General features: G+C 39.4%; 15 protein-coding genes. 3 read left to right on the top strand and 12 right to left on the bottom strand.

Annotation, left to right across the window (positions count from 1 at the left end; all coding sequences use genetic code 11):
- Positions 1-6: 6 nt before the first annotated feature.
- From trpD to recR, 3 genes are all read right to left on the bottom strand, one after another.
- The gene (trpD, locus tag HDC92_RS14245; protein ID WP_183875450.1) at positions 7-996 is read right to left on the bottom strand and encodes an anthranilate phosphoribosyltransferase; all 990 of its coding nucleotides are present in this window, start codon (positions 994-996) and stop codon (positions 7-9) included.
- Positions 997-1,212: 216 nt separating this feature from the next.
- A complete protein-coding gene (locus tag HDC92_RS14240; protein ID WP_183875449.1) occupies positions 1,213-2,031 on the bottom strand; it encodes an SDR family oxidoreductase in 819 nt (272 codons plus the stop codon).
- Between the two features lie 2 nt (positions 2,032-2,033).
- Entirely contained in the window at positions 2,034-2,651 is a 618-nt protein-coding gene (gene recR / locus HDC92_RS14235) for a recombination mediator RecR (protein ID WP_015808835.1), read from the bottom strand.
- A 99-nt stretch (positions 2,652-2,750) separates the two neighbouring features.
- On the opposite strand from recR, the gene HDC92_RS14230 reads away from it, so the two are divergent.
- Together HDC92_RS14230 and HDC92_RS14225 are read left to right on the top strand one after the other, a co-directional pair.
- A complete protein-coding gene (locus tag HDC92_RS14230; protein WP_015808836.1) occupies positions 2,751-4,229 on the top strand; it encodes a sodium:solute symporter in 1,479 nt (492 codons plus the stop codon).
- Between the two features lie 18 nt (positions 4,230-4,247).
- A complete protein-coding gene (locus HDC92_RS14225) occupies positions 4,248-4,955 on the top strand; it encodes a TIGR00730 family Rossman fold protein (protein WP_183875447.1) in 708 nt (235 codons plus the stop codon).
- A gap of 30 nt (positions 4,956-4,985) precedes the next feature.
- On the opposite strand, the gene HDC92_RS14220 is transcribed toward HDC92_RS14225, so the two are convergent.
- Positions 4,986-5,579, bottom strand: coding sequence for a DUF502 domain-containing protein (locus tag HDC92_RS14220; RefSeq protein WP_015808838.1), 594 nt, complete (start codon positions 5,577-5,579; stop codon positions 4,986-4,988).
- A gap of 52 nt (positions 5,580-5,631) precedes the next feature.
- On the bottom strand, positions 5,632-8,085 hold the full coding sequence (locus HDC92_RS14215) for a bifunctional UDP-N-acetylmuramoyl-tripeptide:D-alanyl-D-alanine ligase/alanine racemase (protein WP_183875445.1): 2,454 nt from the start codon (positions 8,083-8,085) through the stop codon (positions 5,632-5,634).
- A 182-nt stretch (positions 8,086-8,267) separates the two neighbouring features.
- Here HDC92_RS14215 and HDC92_RS14210 point away from each other — a divergent pair, with 182 nt between their 5' ends.
- Positions 8,268-9,131: a GNAT family N-acetyltransferase gene (locus HDC92_RS14210; RefSeq protein ID WP_183875443.1), complete on the top strand. Its 864-nt coding sequence runs from the start codon at positions 8,268-8,270 to the stop codon at positions 9,129-9,131.
- On the opposite strand, the gene HDC92_RS14205 is transcribed toward HDC92_RS14210, so the two are convergent.
- From HDC92_RS14205 to sufB, 7 genes are read right to left on the bottom strand one after another with little or no spacing between them, the layout of a single operon-like run.
- On the bottom strand, positions 9,108-9,575 hold the full coding sequence (locus tag HDC92_RS14205) for an RrF2 family transcriptional regulator (protein WP_183875441.1): 468 nt from the start codon (positions 9,573-9,575) through the stop codon (positions 9,108-9,110). The two genes, HDC92_RS14210 and HDC92_RS14205, sit on opposite strands and share 24 nt — an antisense overlap.
- Before the next feature lie 15 nt (positions 9,576-9,590).
- On the bottom strand, positions 9,591-9,905 hold the full coding sequence (locus HDC92_RS14200; RefSeq protein ID WP_183875439.1) for an iron-sulfur cluster assembly protein: 315 nt from the start codon (positions 9,903-9,905) through the stop codon (positions 9,591-9,593).
- A gap of 3 nt (positions 9,906-9,908) precedes the next feature.
- Positions 9,909-10,352 (bottom strand): SufE family protein, encoded by a 444-nt coding sequence (locus HDC92_RS14195; RefSeq protein WP_183875437.1) that lies wholly within the window; start codon positions 10,350-10,352, stop codon positions 9,909-9,911.
- Positions 10,352-11,566: a cysteine desulfurase gene (locus HDC92_RS14190; protein WP_183875435.1), complete on the bottom strand. Its 1,215-nt coding sequence runs from the start codon at positions 11,564-11,566 to the stop codon at positions 10,352-10,354. Before HDC92_RS14190 ends, HDC92_RS14195 begins: the two co-directional genes overlap by 1 nt.
- On the bottom strand, positions 11,566-12,876 hold the full coding sequence (gene sufD / locus HDC92_RS14185; protein ID WP_183875433.1) for a Fe-S cluster assembly protein SufD: 1,311 nt from the start codon (positions 12,874-12,876) through the stop codon (positions 11,566-11,568). The genes HDC92_RS14190 and sufD overlap by 1 nt, the downstream gene beginning before the upstream one ends.
- Before the next feature lie 12 nt (positions 12,877-12,888).
- Positions 12,889-13,650: a Fe-S cluster assembly ATPase SufC gene (sufC, locus tag HDC92_RS14180; protein WP_183875431.1), complete on the bottom strand. Its 762-nt coding sequence runs from the start codon at positions 13,648-13,650 to the stop codon at positions 12,889-12,891.
- 14 nt (positions 13,651-13,664) lie between these two features.
- Positions 13,665-15,110 (bottom strand): Fe-S cluster assembly protein SufB, encoded by a 1,446-nt coding sequence (gene sufB / locus HDC92_RS14175; RefSeq protein WP_183875429.1) that lies wholly within the window; start codon positions 15,108-15,110, stop codon positions 13,665-13,667.
- Positions 15,111-15,152: the final 42 nt, after the last annotated feature.

Genomic DNA, 15,152 nt, shown 5'->3' with positions numbered 1-15,152 from the left:
AAATTTTTATTTTCCTATCAGTTTTTTAAAACTATCCATTGCCTTTAAACCCATTAAAGAAGATTCGGCCTCATAAAAACAATCTGCAAAAGTTTTGGAGGCATCGATGGTTCTGATGGCCAGTGCGGCATTGCAAAGTACTACATTATTTTGCTCATCAGTGCCCTTTCCGCTCAGTACATTGGTAAATATCCGGGCGGATGATTCGACAGTATCGCCACCTTTTATTTTATCTTCAGTGATCTGTTCAAAACCCAGATCGCTTACCTTCATTAATGCTTCACCATTTTTGCTAAAAGTTTTAATATCACAGGTTAAAGAAATCTCATCAAAACCGCCAACAGCATGCAATATCGTATAGTTTTTATCGGTATCCTGATAGAGGTAGGCATATAATCGGGCTAGTTCCAGACTAAAAACCCCCACAATCTGGTTTTTAGGTTGTGCGGGGTTTACCATTGGCCCCAGCATGTTAAAAAAGGTTTTTACACCAAGTTCTTTACGGATTGGCGCTACAGTTTTCATGGCCGGGTTAAATAAAGGTGCATGAATAAAACAGATACCAGCATGATCCAGGCTTCTTCTTAAGAGATCCTGATCATTGGTAAAGGTATAACCCAGATACTCCATTACATTAGATGAGCCGCAGCCCGAGGACACGCCATAATTACCATGTTTGGCCACTTTATAGCCAGCGCCAGCTACAACAAAGGATGCCAGGGTTGAAATGTTAAAGGTATCTTTACCATCTCCTCCTGTACCACAAAGGTCTACCAGTTCAAAATCAGAAAAATCGAGTCTGATGCAAAGATCCAGCATAGCATCGCGGAAACCCTGAAGCTCTTCAACTGTAATGTTGCGCATGCCGTAAGCCGTAATAAAAGCAGCAATTTGCGAAGTATTAAACTCGCCTAAAGCAATAGCGGTTAAAATTTTTTGTGCCTCGGCTCGGCTAAAGGTTCTGTTTTCGAATAAGTGGTTGAGTATCTTCTTCATATTATGACTTCTAAAACGAAGTTTAAAAAGTTGTAAAACAAAAAAGGTTGCCTTAAAGCAACCCTCAAATATTATTATATAAAATAAAAACGTTCAATACAGGGTTACACTACGCATTTGCGTTGTGCCACCACCAGTTATTAAGTCCGTTTGTTAATATCATTAACGCAAATATGGAATTGTTTTTGCAAAGGAACAAGTGTTTCGCAAAAAAAATTATTTAACTAAGGCATTCTTTTCTTTGGTAAAATGATTAAACACCAGTTTATCTGCAAGTGCAGGCAGCAATTTATTGATCCAGACCGTAAGCTTGCCCTGCCCTGTCATTATCAGCGTGCGTTTACGTGCAGCAATTCCATTAGCAATATTTACTGCAACTTCTTCTGCACTCATCATTTTCCCTTCTTCCATACTGGTTTCACCGTGGGAAGTCCCGTCTTTTGCCAAAGCTGCTACACGGATATTGGAAGTGGTAAAACCCGGGCAGGCCACCATTATGTGCACTCCTGTTTTGAGCAGTTCGGTACGTAAGGACTCCATAAATCCATTCATTGCAAATTTAGAAGAAGAATATCCGGTGCGGCCCGGCAAGCCACGATAACCCGCTATAGAGGACACGCCAATAATGCTGCCCTTGGTTTTAAGTATTTCAGGCAAAGCATATTTTGTGCAATATACAGCACCCCAGAAGTTTACATCCATCAGGTTTTTTAACACTGCAAGCTCTACTTCATTAAACAATGCCCGCATAGAAAGACCTGCGTTATTGATGAGCATATCAATTTTATTGAAAGTAACCAAAGCCTGTTTAACCATCAGTATGCAATCTTCTTCTTTACTCACATCAAGCTGTACAGCTATAGCTTTTATGCTGTATCTCCTTTCAAGATCAGCTGTAATTTCACAAAGGGTTACATATTGTCTTGCAGCCAGTACCAGGTTTGCCCCCCGTTTTGCAAATTCTTCGGCGCAAGCTTTTCCAATACCTGAAGACGCGCCGGTAATTATAACTACTTTATTTTTAAAAAAATCCATTGTTATTTAATTAATGAGTTTTGGTAAGGCACACGGGTTACGATAGACCTGCCCAGGGTGATTTCATCGGCGTATTCCAATTCTCCGCCAAAGGCAATTCCCCTGGCGATGGTTGTAATTGGGATCTGGAAATCTTTAAGCCGCTTATATAAATAAAAAAGTGTGGTATCTCCCTCCATAGTGGCACTTAAAGCCAGGATAACCTCTTTTACAGGAGTTGTTGCCACGCGCTGCACCAATGAATCAATAAAAAGATCTGAAGGGCCTATGCCATCCATTGGAGAAATCAAACCGCCAAGCACATGATAAACACCAAAATACTGACCTGTATTTTCGACTGCCATTACATCCCTGGTATCCTCTACCACACATATCAACTCTTTTTCTCTTTTTCCGGCTGTGCAGATATTGCAGGTATGCTGATCAGAAATGTTATGACATACACTACAGTGTTTTATTTCTTTTCTAAGCCTGATAAGCACATTTCCAAAATGGTCCACTTCTTCCTGTTCTTTATTCAGCAAGTGCAACACCAATCTCAAAGCAGTTTTTTGTCCAACTCCGGGTAGCTTGGAAAATTCATTGACAGCATCTTCAAGCAGTTTAGAAGAAAAGTTCATTTTACAAATTTAAATAAAATTGACCAACATTTTTATTTGGTTTTATTAGGAGAAACTCATGATGGTTTCTTACATTTATCAGCTTAATTAAACCACTATATGAGTCCGATTATTCTTTTGTCCTTTCTTCTAGGCTATTTTGCTTTATTAGTTGGGGTGGCTTATTTCACCTCAAGAAACAACTCAGACAACTCTTCTTTCTTCATTGCAAACAGAAATTCCAAATGGTACCTGGTCGCTTTTGGAATGATAGGAACGGCATTATCCGGCGTAACTTTTATATCGGTACCCGGGGCTGTAGGCAAAAGTGATTTTGGTTATTTTCAGTTCATACTGGGCAATGCAGTCGGCTTTATCATTATTGCTACGGTATTGCTCCCATTATATTACAGGTTAAATATCATTTCTATTTATACCTATCTGGAAAGACGTCTGGGTTTCTGGAGTTATAAAAGCGGTGCCGTAATTTTCCTGGTATCTCGCACCATTGGGTCTGCTTTTAGGCTTTACCTTGTTGCTATTGTGTTGCAGAAGTTCATTTTTGATGCCTGGAGTATACCTTTCTGGTTAACTATAGTTATCTGCCTGGTACTCATCTGGCTGTACACACACAAAGGAGGATTAAAAACTATTATCATTACCGATACCTTGCAAACAGTATTCCTTTTGCTATCTGTAGTGCTATCAATCATATTTATTGCCAGATCTTTAAACCTGGATATTGCCGGTACTTTCGAGGCTGTAAAAAACAGTAGCTATTCCAAAATCTTTTTCTGGGAGGATTTTCTGGGTAGTAAAACGCACTTCCTCAAGCAGTTTTTTGGGGGTATTTTTGTAACCATTGCCATGACCGGACTGGATCAGGATTTGATGCAGAAAAACCTAAGTATGAAAACCATTGGCGAAGCACAAAAAAACATGTTCACCTTCACCACCGTTTTTGTGATCATGAATATCTTCTTTTTAAGTGTAGGTGCTTTGTTATATCTTTTCGCTGCAAAAAACGGAATTGATGTTGCAGCATTAAAAACACCTGACCACCTTTATCCGGAAATTGCATTAAACCACCTGAATGTCATCCCAGGCATTATTTTTATGCTGGGATTAACCGCCGCGACATTTGCGACCACTGATTCGGCATTAACGGCATTAACAACTTCATTTTGTGTAGATTTTTTACATTTCGATAAAAAAGCCGATCAGAATGATCCTGCACTGGTTAGCAAACGGCACTTGGTGCACATTGGATTCTCTGTGCTGATGGTCGTTGTGATCATGATCTTTAAAATCATCAACGATGACTCGGTAGTAAATGCCATTTTTAAAGCAGCCGGGTATACTTACGGACCATTGGTAGGTCTTTTTGGTTTTGGAATGCTGACTAAAAAGGCTGTAACCGACAAGCTTGTACCTTATATCTGTATACTTTCACCAATATTGTGCTTTATAATTGATATCAATTCTTTAAACTGGTTTGGATACGCTTTAGGTTTTGAACTGATCATATTAAATGGATTACTTACATTTGTTATGCTTTGGATTACTGGTAAAACATCAACAACCCAAACCAAATTCTAATACCTTAATACCTATCGAATGACAAGTGAAGAGAAAATAAGAAGTGCTTTTGAGAATAAAAACTGGCAGGAAATAAAAGTTACAGATTCCTGGCAGATCTTTAAAATAATGGCCGAATTTGTGGATGGTTTCGAGAAATTAGCTAAAATTGGACCTTGTGTATCCATATTTGGTTCGGCTAGGACTGCAGAAACGAATAAATATTACGAAATAGCTGTCGAATGTGGTAGATTGTTAACAGAACGTGGGTATGGTGTAATTACCGGCGGTGGTCCCGGTATTATGGAAGCAGGTAATAAAGGTGCCCACATGAATGGGGGTAAATCAGTAGGATTAAATATAGACCTGCCATTTGAACAGTTCCACAACAAATATATTGACCACAATAAATTGCTGGAATTTGATTACTTTTTTATCAGGAAAGTGATGTTCATGAAATACTCTCAGGGCTTTATTGTATTACCTGGAGGAATGGGCACTATGGATGAGCTGTTTGAGGCAATTACGCTGATCCAGACAGGAAAGGTTGCCCGTTTCCCGATCGTGCTGGTTGGAAAGGAATACTGGGGTGGATTGGTAGAATGGATCAAGAATACGATGCTGCGAAAAGAACATAATATTCATGCTGAAGATCTGAATTTATTTCGCCTGGTAGATACAGCCGCTGAGGCTGCTGAACATATTTTCAGGTTCTATGAGAAATATGTATTGAAACCGAATTTCTAAACATCTGTTTCTTTCATAAAATGATATATATCACCCAAAATGGCTAACGCCGCCAGATACCACCAACTTCATGGCATCTGCAGCACTCATATTCAAAGGTTTTATTTTCTCATGTTTCACTACGTAAACCTGTCCGGCAAATGAGTAAGAGAAAGGAAAGTACACAATAGACTCTCCGGGAAGATTGATAGATTTCAGATCATTCTGGGTAAGAAAACCGATCCGCTTTAAATCACCTTCTACTTCTACCAGAACAGGATTATTAAACTTTTTCTCATCTCCTACAAATGCCTCGGTAAGGTCTTTAATAGAAGAATAAATAAATTTTAATAATGGTATTTTATCCAGTAAACGTTGAAACCAATTATACATAGGTTCCGTGACAAAATAGGTTACAAAAATACCGGCAAGTAATATTAGTGAAACTACAAGTGCAAGTCCCAGCCCAGGTATGTTCCGGCTGGCACCGGTTTTGGGATCAACACCTAAAATATTATTTACGTTTAACCAGCTGTCCACCGTAGTTACAGCCCATATTACTATAAAAATGCTTAATGCAATAGGAAGTACGATTAGCAATCCTTTGATCAGATAATTCAGTAATGCCCTGCCAACTTTATTCATAGTGCAAACTTAGATAAAATATTCATGAAAATATTTTGTCTGCTAGGGGAATCTATTCATAAAAATACACGCGTTTTACCCTTTGAGATACATTAGTGAGAATTTCATAAGGAATAGTTCCGATCTGAGTAGCCAGTTGGGCAATGCTAAGCTCATTGTTAAACACAATTACCTCATCCCCTGTTTTCACATCCAGCCCTGTTACATCCAGCATACACATATCCATACAGATTACTCCAACAGTGGGTACAAGTTTCCCCTTGATCAACATGCGACCTGTTCCATTTCCAAAGGCACGACTGTATCCATCTGCATAACCAATTTTTACAGTAGCAATTGTACCACCTTCCGGCAACAGACCTTTCCTGCCATACCCCACAGTTTCATTTGGTTTAAGGTGCTTTATTTGGGTAATGGTGGTTTTTAGGATAGCAACTGTCTGGAGGGCGGTATTGTTTTTCAATGCAGCATCAAAACCATATAGACCAATTCCAAGTCGTACCATCTCCAGTTGTGATTCAGGATGGCGCGAAATACCAGAAGTATTGGAAATGTGCCTGATGAAGGGGTAGTGCAGTGTTTCGCTAATCAGTTCTGTCATGGCTGTAAACCGTTCAATCTGATGCCGGGTGAATTCATCATGCAGCCCATCTTCACTTCCCACAAGATGGGAAAATACAGAAGCCACTTTAACTTTTCTGGTTTCAGTCAACACCTTTAACAAGTCAGATAAATCAGGTTCTTCAAATCCCAGTCGATGCATTCCGGTATCAATTTTCAGATGAATAGGATATTGGTCGGTTTTCAAAAAGCCAATAAGACCCTGCAAAATTTCAATGTTATAGATTTCGGGTTCAAGGTTATACCTGATGATGGCATCAAAAGCAGAAGGTTCGGGACTCATTACCATAATAGGTAGCGTTATACCAGCCTTTCTTAATGAAATGCCTTCATCAGTATAGGCAACAGCCAGATAGTCCACTTTGTGGTACTGCAATAAATTGGCTATTTCGAAACTGCCACTGCCGTAAGAAAAAGCTTTGACCATAGCCATAACCTTAACCCCAGGCAGTAGTTTACTGCGGTAAAACTGCAGGTTACCTGCCAATGCATTAAGGTCAATTTCCATTACGGTATCGTGTACTTTTTGTGCAATCAGCTTACTGATCCGCTCAAATTCAAATCTCCTGGCCCCTTTCACTAAAATGGTTTCGTTATTAAAATGGAGTGCAGGAAAATTATCAATAAATGCTTGAGTACTTTCATAAAAACTGGCTTCCATATCAAATAAAGAGGCCGATTCGCTAATATGGGTACCAATACCAATGAGCCTGTCTACATGCTTTTGTTTCAATAGCGCTGCTATTTCAGTATAAAGTACCCTATTGGTTTTACCTGTTTCATAAATATCAGACAAGATCAGCGTTTTTTTGGGATGCTGGTTCTGAAGGTTTAGAAAATCAAGTGCAATGGCCAGGGACGAAATATCGGCGCTATAAGAATCATCTATTACAGAACATTGGTTTATCCCGTTTTTTAATTCAAGGCGCATACTTACCCTGGTCAACTTTTCCAGACGTTTATCCGCTTCTTCAGGTGTATACCCCAAGGCCAGCAGGGTAGCCCAGCAGATGATCCCATTTTCTACAGATGCCTGGTCACTAAATGGGATCAGGCATTCTATTTCTATTCCTTTAAAATTTGCCCGGATATAGTTTTTACCATCAATTGGTTCAACAAATAAGATTTGCAGATCGGCTTGCTGTTTTTTGCTCCAGGAGAACTTGGTTTTTCCTGGTAAATCATATGTACTTAATCCTGCTGTATATTCAGGAGCATAAATAAACAAGTCAGCATCATTAAACAGCTTTAATTTTTCGAGCAGTTTTTCTTTTAATGAAACGAAGCCCTCGGCATGTGCCTCTCCTACATTTGTCAGAATCCCTACATTAGGTTTGATCATGCTGGCCAAGGCATCCATCTCATCAGTTTTGGAAATGCCTGCTTCAAAAATACCCAGTGTATGTATGGCCGTAATTTCCCATACAGATAGAGGTACACCTATCTGGGAGTTAAAACTTTTGGGACTGCGTACAATGTTATGATCAGCAGCCAGTAATTGATACAGCCATTCCTTTACAATGGTCTTACCATTGCTTCCGGTTATACCAAGTACTTTTAAATCATACTGGTTACGATTATATTTAGCGATGGTATGTAAAGCGAGTAACACATCCTGAACAAGCAAAATATTGGCGTCAGGAAACAATCTGGTATACTTAGCCTCACTGATCACAAAGTTCCGGATTCCATTGGCATAAGCATCTTTTAAAAATCCATGTCCATCTCTTTGTCCCTTTAAAGCAAAAAATAAAGAGCCATCCGGATCTATTACACTTCTGCTGTCAATCACTAGTTTACTGATGATAGCATCCTTTTGTACTTCAAAGTTTTTTATACCCAGAATACCTGCAATATGTTTGATGTTGTAAATGAGACTGCTCATTTGGCAAAATTAAGCTTATGTCAACACTAATCATATTTTTTACACTATTAATGAACTGAACAAAAAGAATAAAAAAAACAATTAAAATGTTGGTTGGTCTCATATATCTTATATAGATTTACATTGAGAGCGTTAATGGTGTCCCGGAGTAATTACCGGGGCGCTTTTTTTAGAGCATAAAGATGTTGGTATATAGCAATTTAGAAAACATTTCGACAGACGCCCTTCTCCATACCTTCAATGCGTCTTTTTCTGATTACCTGGTTAAGATGCAATTGACAAAGGAACAACTGGAACGAAAGTTAATAGCAGATTCTATAGACCTTAAGTTATCGGCAGGGGCTTATGAAAATGGCAAACTTGTTGGCTTTATTTTGCATGGGATTAATAAAGTGTGCAATGAAAAAATTGCCTATAATGCCGGAACAGGTGTAATACCTGCAAAAAGAGGCCATAACCTGACGGGGAAAATGTACCGTTATATTTTACCCTTTCTTGAAAAGGAAGGTGTAACAAAATGCATCCTTGAAGTCCTTGAAAAAAATCTTCCGGCATTAAAAACCTACAAAGCGATCGGCTATCAGCTCAAAAGGGAACTCGTGTGCTTTAAAGGAATCCCAAAAATAACAGGGATCAAAGGCAAACGCATAGATATCCATGAGATTAAACATATAGACTGGCAGGAAGTAACGTCTTTCTGGGACTGGACACCATCCTGGCAAAATTCAATCATTGCCATGCAAAATTTGGGTGAGCACAACAAAATCGTTGGTATTTACCTGAAAGATAAGTTAGTTGCCTATATTAGCTACAATCCTTTGAACAACCGGATTGCTCAATTTGCTGTGCATAAATCACATCGTCGTAAAGGTTATGGAAAAGCATTATTTAAATATGTATTTAATGTTCACAAAGCTGAAATATCTGTTATCAACATAGATATAGATTCCAGCTCGACCATTACATTTTTAGGGTCTATCGGATTATTTCCCTATATCTATCAGTATGAGATGGAAAAGAACTTACGAAGTGACGTGCTGCTGTAAAATTGATTCAAGTAATACACTTGATTCCTGCTCCGGACTGATCAGGTCCTGTAATGTAACTTTATCCAGCAGCTGATCAACAGTAAACTGGATCATTTGCCATAAAGACCTTATAGAACAATCTATAGAGTTTGTGCATAATTTTAAAGTACCGGGATAATCTTCACAAAACTTTTTACTGTAAAGTGCGCCACCCAATACTTTCATTACCTGATTAATATTGATCTGTCCGGCGGTCTGTGCCAGTACATACCCGCCTTTATTGCCAGGTGTGCTATTGATATAGCCCGCCATGCGCAAAATACGGGTTAGTTTGGCTACATAAGCCCCAGATAAGCCTTCGGCTTCACTAATAGCCGGAATGCTGATTCCATCCCCATGGTCATGTCTTCCAATACGGAGCAAAATTCTTAATCCATATTCTTCCTGTGCAGTAATTTTCATCAGTCTATATTTTTATCACATCATTCCCAGTTCTAAACGCGCCGTTTCAGACATCATATCCCTGTTCCATGGTGGGTCCCATGTTACCTCTACAGTAACTTCGTTTATCCCATCAATTTCTTTTACTTTCTGTTCAACTTCAAGCGGAATGCTTTGTGCGGCAGGACAACCAGGCGCAGTAAGTGTCATCACAATCTGCACATTATTAAGTGGTGGCAGGATTTCCGTTTCGTAAATCAGCCCCAGCTCATATATGCTTACCGGTATTTCAGGATCATATATAGTTTGCAAACAATCGATTACTTTTTGTTTTAACGCTTCTTTATCCATAGCCTATTCATTTTTTGAGCCCTGCATTATTTTATAAGCCAGGGCATAATTTTTCATTTGTTTAATCATAGACAGCAAACCATTGGAGCGGGTTTGGGCCAGATGCGTCATCATTCCGATTTCCCCGATAAAGTCCATTCTGGCATTTAAAATTTCTTCAGGGGTATGCCCGGATAAAACTTTAATCAACATACTAATCAGGCCTTTCACAATTACAGCATCACTATCTGCTTTAAAATGCACTTTACCATCATTGTAAAAGGCCTTAAGCCAAACAGTAGACTGGCAACCTTTGATCTTGTTTTCTTCTATTTTATACTGGTCTGCCAGTTCTGCCAGCTTTTTACCCAGGTCAATAATGTATTCATATTTATCTTCCCAGCTGTCAAAAAGTGCAAAATCCTCAATAATTTCCCTTTCAATTTCAGGTATTGATCTCTGCTCCATTACGTTAGCATTTTTATAGTTTTGTGCAGTCCGGTAATCAGCACATCTATTTCTTCCGGTTGGTTATACATTGCAAAGGATGCCCTTACCGTACCAGGGATGCCAAAGCGTTTCATTAATGGTTGCGTACAATGATGTCCTGTTCTAACAGCTATGCCCATATTATCGAGCAATACCCCAATATCCTGTGGATGTATACCTTTAACAACAAAAGACACCAGACCCGCTTTGTCTTTGGCTTCGCCAATGATGCTCAAATCCGGAATGGTTTTTAAATGAGCTGTTGCGTAGGCCAGTAAATTAGCTTCATGTACCCTGATCTTATCTTTTCCAACTGCAGTAATAAAATCCAATGCTGTTTTTAAAGCAATTGTATCTGCAATATTTGGTGTACCCGCTTCATATTTATAAGGCAGGTCATTATAAGTAGTCTGCTCAAATGTAACTTCTTTGATCATTTCCCCACCACCTTGAAAAACAGGCATATCCTCCAACAATTCGCGTTTACCATACAGTACACCAACCCCTGTAGGGCCATATACCTTATGGCCGGAAAAAGCAAAAAAATCACAATCCATTTTCTGAACATCGACATCCAGGTGGACTGCAGATTGGGCCCCATCTATCAGCACTTTAGCACCAACAAGATGTGCAGCAGTGATAATTTCGTTCACATGATTTATGGTACCCAATGAATTAGATACATGAACAACAGCTACCAGTTTTGTTTTCGGGCCCAGTAATTCTTTATAAGCTTCTATGGAAAGTTCTCCCTCATCTGTAACAGGAATTACTTTCAGGAAAGCCTTTTTCTCTTCACATAGTATTTGCCAGGGAACAATATTCGAATGATGTTCCATGCCGGATATAATGATCTCGTCCCCTGCAGTAATGTTTTGTCTGCCCCAGGTATAAGCAACCAGGTTTATGGCCTCTGTTGTTCCTTTGGTAAAAATGATCTCTTCAGTAGCATCTGCACCAACAAAATCCCTAACAGCCTCTCGGGTAGCTTCATAAGCTATTGTCGCCTCTTCAGCAAGCGTATGTATGCCGCGGTGTATATTGGCATTGTAAAACGAATAATAATGCGTCAATGCATCAATTACCTGTTGCGGCTTTTGCGAGGTAGCAGCATTGTCGAAATAAACCAGTGGTTTACCTTTCACCATCCTCGATAATATGGGAAACTGCTGTCTTATATCCGTTAGTACCATTATTGAAGAGATAAATGTTTGTAAATTAGTTTTTCTACATACTTACGTAAAGGCTCGGATTTGATCTGGTCCAGTATGTCTGTTGCATAAGCCTGCAAAAGCAATACTTCGGCCTCTGCTTTGGGAATGCCTCTTGCCCTTAAATAAAACAAGGCTTCTTCGTCCAGCTGCCCAACTGTACAACCATGCGAACATTTTACATCATCAGCAAAAATTTCCAGCTGGGGTTTGGTATTTATCGTAGCATTATCGGACAACAGAATGTTTTTATTGGACTGATAGGCATTGGTTTTCTGAGCATCAGGTTGTACCATGATCCTTCCATTAAATACAGCAGTCGAAAAATCAGCAGCAATCCCTTTATAAAACTGATTGCTAAAGCAATTTGCTTGCCTGTTGTCTATCAGCGTATGATTATCAGCATGTGTTTTTCCTTTTAAAAGGTATAAACCATATAAATGCGCCTCATTGCCCGGAGCATCCAGTACCAGGTTCATATTGTTGCGTACAATGTTACCACTAAGCGTTATCGTTACTGTATGTACATAACTTCGTCCAATCTGGGTAATATGCGTAGTGCTTACCTGACTGGCATTTGCCCTATCATTCTGTATTTTATAATATTCCACATAGGCATTTTTCTCCACCACTAGTTCCATTACCTCGTTACAAAAAGTATCGGACGTACCTACTGAAGCATATACTTCTGTTAGTTTTAACGTACTGCTTTCATCCACATAAACAAGGCTACGTGGCTGGGCCAGGATATGTTCTGCTCTTCCATCTAAAATATGATATATATATAGCGGATGTTCAGGCAATTTGCCTTTATGGAGGTATACAAAAACACCACCCGCTATAAAAGCACCATTCAGGGCGTGAACTCCGTCTTTTATATAAGTACTGCTTTTATTTAAATGAGCAGCAACTATGGTTTTATAAGTGCCCTGGGCCGCCTCTGTTAAAGGCTGCACAGTCAATTCTGTCTCGGATGAACGGATATTGGACAAAGCCGTATTAAAATGACCGTTTACAAAAACCAGTTCATTTGCTGTTTTATGGCCAGGTAAACGAATAGCGTCTACATCGGCAACAGTAACAGTGCTTTCCAACACAGCGGATGTAAGGTTATATTCCCTGTCAAAAAGATTGCTGATGCCGGTATACTTCCATTCCTCTGTATGAAATGTAGGCAAGCCAATTTTATTAAAAGCATCAAAATTATTTTTTCTGACAACGGCAATGCTATCATCCGCATTTACAGACTGAGACTGTTTAAATTGTTCTTTGAAATAGGTTAAATCATTCATCGCACATTATTTTTATAACGCAGTCAGGTTAACCTCGTCAGTAATAAAATCATAGCCTTTTTCTTCCAGTTCCAGGGCCAGTTCTTTGGTACCCGACTTAACAATACGTCCATTGTACAGCACATGCACAAAGTCGGGCTGAATGTAATCCAGCAAACGCTGATAATGTGTGATCACCAATACCGCACGATCCGGACTATGCAGCTTATTGATGCCATTGGCTACAATTCGCAAGGCATCAATATCGAGGCCTGAATCGGTTTCGTCCAGTATAGCTAGTTTCGGTTCAAGCATGGCCATCTGAAAAATCTCATTGCGTTTTTTTTCCCCACCGGAAAAGCCTTCGTTAATTGAACGGCTTAAAAGAGATTGATCAATTTCTACCAGCGCCATCTTCTCTTTCATCATTTTTAAAAAGGTCACTGCATCCAGAGGCTCCAGCCCGTGGTATTTTCGCTTTTCATTTACTGCGGCTTTAATAAAATTGGTGGTACTTACGCCAGGTATTTCAATCGGATATTGAAAAGCCAGAAAAAGTCCCTCTCTTGCCCTATCTTCAGGCGATAGTTCAAGCAGGTCTTTTTCAAGAAAGCTTACTTCACCCTCGGTTACCTCATATTGCTCTCTACCGGCCAAAACAGAAGCAAGCGTACTTTTGCCAGAGCCATTAGGCCCCATAATGGCATGCACTTCGCCTGCTTTTATTTCAAGGTTAATTCCTTTTAATATCTTTTTACCTTCTACGTTTGCGTGTATATTCTTAATTGACAACATATTCATATATTTTATTATCCTACGCTACCTTCCATGCTAATGGCAAGCAGCTTTTGTGCTTCAATAGCAAATTCCATAGGTAGCTGGTTCATTACTTCTTTTGCAAATCCATTCACAATAAGCGCTACTGCAGCTTCAGGGTCTATCCCTCTTTGCCTGCAATAAAAAAGTTGATCCTCACCAATTTTAGAAGTGGTAGCTTCATGCTCTACAATAGCTGATTTGTTTTTTACTTCTATATAAGGAAAGGTATGTGCCCCACATTTATCACCAAGTAATAAGGAATCGCATTGCGAATAATTACGTGCATTCAAAGCCTGCTTACTGGTTCTTACCAGTCCACGGTAACTGTTCTGACTATGCCCTGCCGAAATGCCCTTGGCTACGATCCTGCTCCTGGTGTTTTTACCCAGGTGGATCATTTTTGTACCGGTATCGGCCTGCTGGTGATTGTTGGTAAAGGCTACTGAATAAAATTCTCCAATAGAATTGTCACCTTTTAAGATCACACTTGGGTATTTCCAGGTAATGGCAGAACCGGTTTCGACCTGTGTCCAGGAGATTTTTGAATGGTTACCTTTACAAATGCCACGTTTAGTTACAAAATTATAAATGCCGCCTTTACCATCTTTATCGCCAGGATACCAGTTTTGTACGGTAGAATATTTAATCTCTGCTTTTTCCATAGCTATCAACTCTACAACAGCAGCATGCAATTGGTTTTCATCGCGCATAGGGGCCGTACAGCCTTCCAGATAACTTACATAACTTTCATCTTCGGCAACAATAAGTGTGCGTTCAAACTGTCCGCTGTTTTCTGTATTGATACGGAAATAAGTAGAAAGTTCCATCGGGCAGCGCACACCTTTAGGAATAAAGCAAAAAGACCCATCAGTAAATACTGCAGAATTTAATGCCGCAAAATAATTATCCGTCATAGGTACTACAGAACCAAGATATTTTTTTACCAGTTCGGGATGTAGTTGTATGGCTTCACTGATCGAGCAAAAAATAACGCCTATTTCTGATAATTGTTCTTTAAAAGAAGTAGCAATAGAAACACTGTCCATCACTACATCTACAGCCACACCGCTCAGGCGCTTCTGTTCGCTGATAGAAATACCCAGCTTTTCAAATGTACTGAGCAGTTCGGGATCTACTTCATCCAGACTGTTCAACTGCTTTTTAGGCTTAGGGGCTGCATAATAAATGATGTCCTGATAATTGATGGGTGGATATTTTACATTGGGCCAGGTGGGCTCTTCCATGCTTAGCCAATATTTATAGGCTTTAAGTCTCCATTCCAGCATCCATTCCGGTTCGTTTTTTTTATTGGAAATGAGCCGGATCACATCCTCATTTAATCCTTTAGGAATTGCATCTGTATCTATCTCCGTCACAAAACCGTATTTGTACTCGTTTAATACGGCATGGTCAATTGCATCTTGTTGTTCTTTCATGATCTTAGGTTTGAAAGATTTAGAATATAACACAAAGATACC

This window comes from Pedobacter sp. AK017 (assembly GCF_014200825.1).
Lineage (GTDB): Bacteria > Bacteroidota > Bacteroidia > Sphingobacteriales > Sphingobacteriaceae > Pedobacter > Pedobacter heparinus.
Note: the sequence above shows the minus strand (reverse complement) of the source record. Positions and strands in the feature narration are given on the sequence as shown.

Coding starts and splice junctions, on each gene's coding strand:
- trpD (WP_183875450.1), bottom strand. CDS start 996: ATGAAGAAGATACTCAACCACTTATTCGAAAACAGAACCTTTAGCCGA.
- HDC92_RS14240 (WP_183875449.1), bottom strand. CDS start 2,031: ATGGATTTTTTTAAAAATAAAGTAGTTATAATTACCGGCGCGTCTTCA.
- recR (WP_015808835.1), bottom strand. CDS start 2,651: ATGAACTTTTCTTCTAAACTGCTTGAAGATGCTGTCAATGAATTTTCC.
- HDC92_RS14230 (WP_015808836.1), top strand. CDS start 2,751: ATGAGTCCGATTATTCTTTTGTCCTTTCTTCTAGGCTATTTTGCTTTA.
- HDC92_RS14225 (WP_183875447.1), top strand. CDS start 4,248: ATGACAAGTGAAGAGAAAATAAGAAGTGCTTTTGAGAATAAAAACTGG.
- HDC92_RS14220 (WP_015808838.1), bottom strand. CDS start 5,579: ATGAATAAAGTTGGCAGGGCATTACTGAATTATCTGATCAAAGGATTG.
- HDC92_RS14215 (WP_183875445.1), bottom strand. CDS start 8,085: ATGAGCAGTCTCATTTACAACATCAAACATATTGCAGGTATTCTGGGT.
- HDC92_RS14210 (WP_183875443.1), top strand. CDS start 8,268: ATGTTGGTATATAGCAATTTAGAAAACATTTCGACAGACGCCCTTCTC.
- HDC92_RS14205 (WP_183875441.1), bottom strand. CDS start 9,575: ATGAAAATTACTGCACAGGAAGAATATGGATTAAGAATTTTGCTCCGT.
- HDC92_RS14200 (WP_183875439.1), bottom strand. CDS start 9,905: ATGGATAAAGAAGCGTTAAAACAAAAAGTAATCGATTGTTTGCAAACT.
- HDC92_RS14195 (WP_183875437.1), bottom strand. CDS start 10,352: ATGGAGCAGAGATCAATACCTGAAATTGAAAGGGAAATTATTGAGGAT.
- HDC92_RS14190 (WP_183875435.1), bottom strand. CDS start 11,566: ATGGTACTAACGGATATAAGACAGCAGTTTCCCATATTATCGAGGATG.
- sufD (WP_183875433.1), bottom strand. CDS start 12,876: ATGAATGATTTAACCTATTTCAAAGAACAATTTAAACAGTCTCAGTCT.
- sufC (WP_183875431.1), bottom strand. CDS start 13,650: ATGTTGTCAATTAAGAATATACACGCAAACGTAGAAGGTAAAAAGATA.
- sufB (WP_183875429.1), bottom strand. CDS start 15,110: ATGAAAGAACAACAAGATGCAATTGACCATGCCGTATTAAACGAGTAC.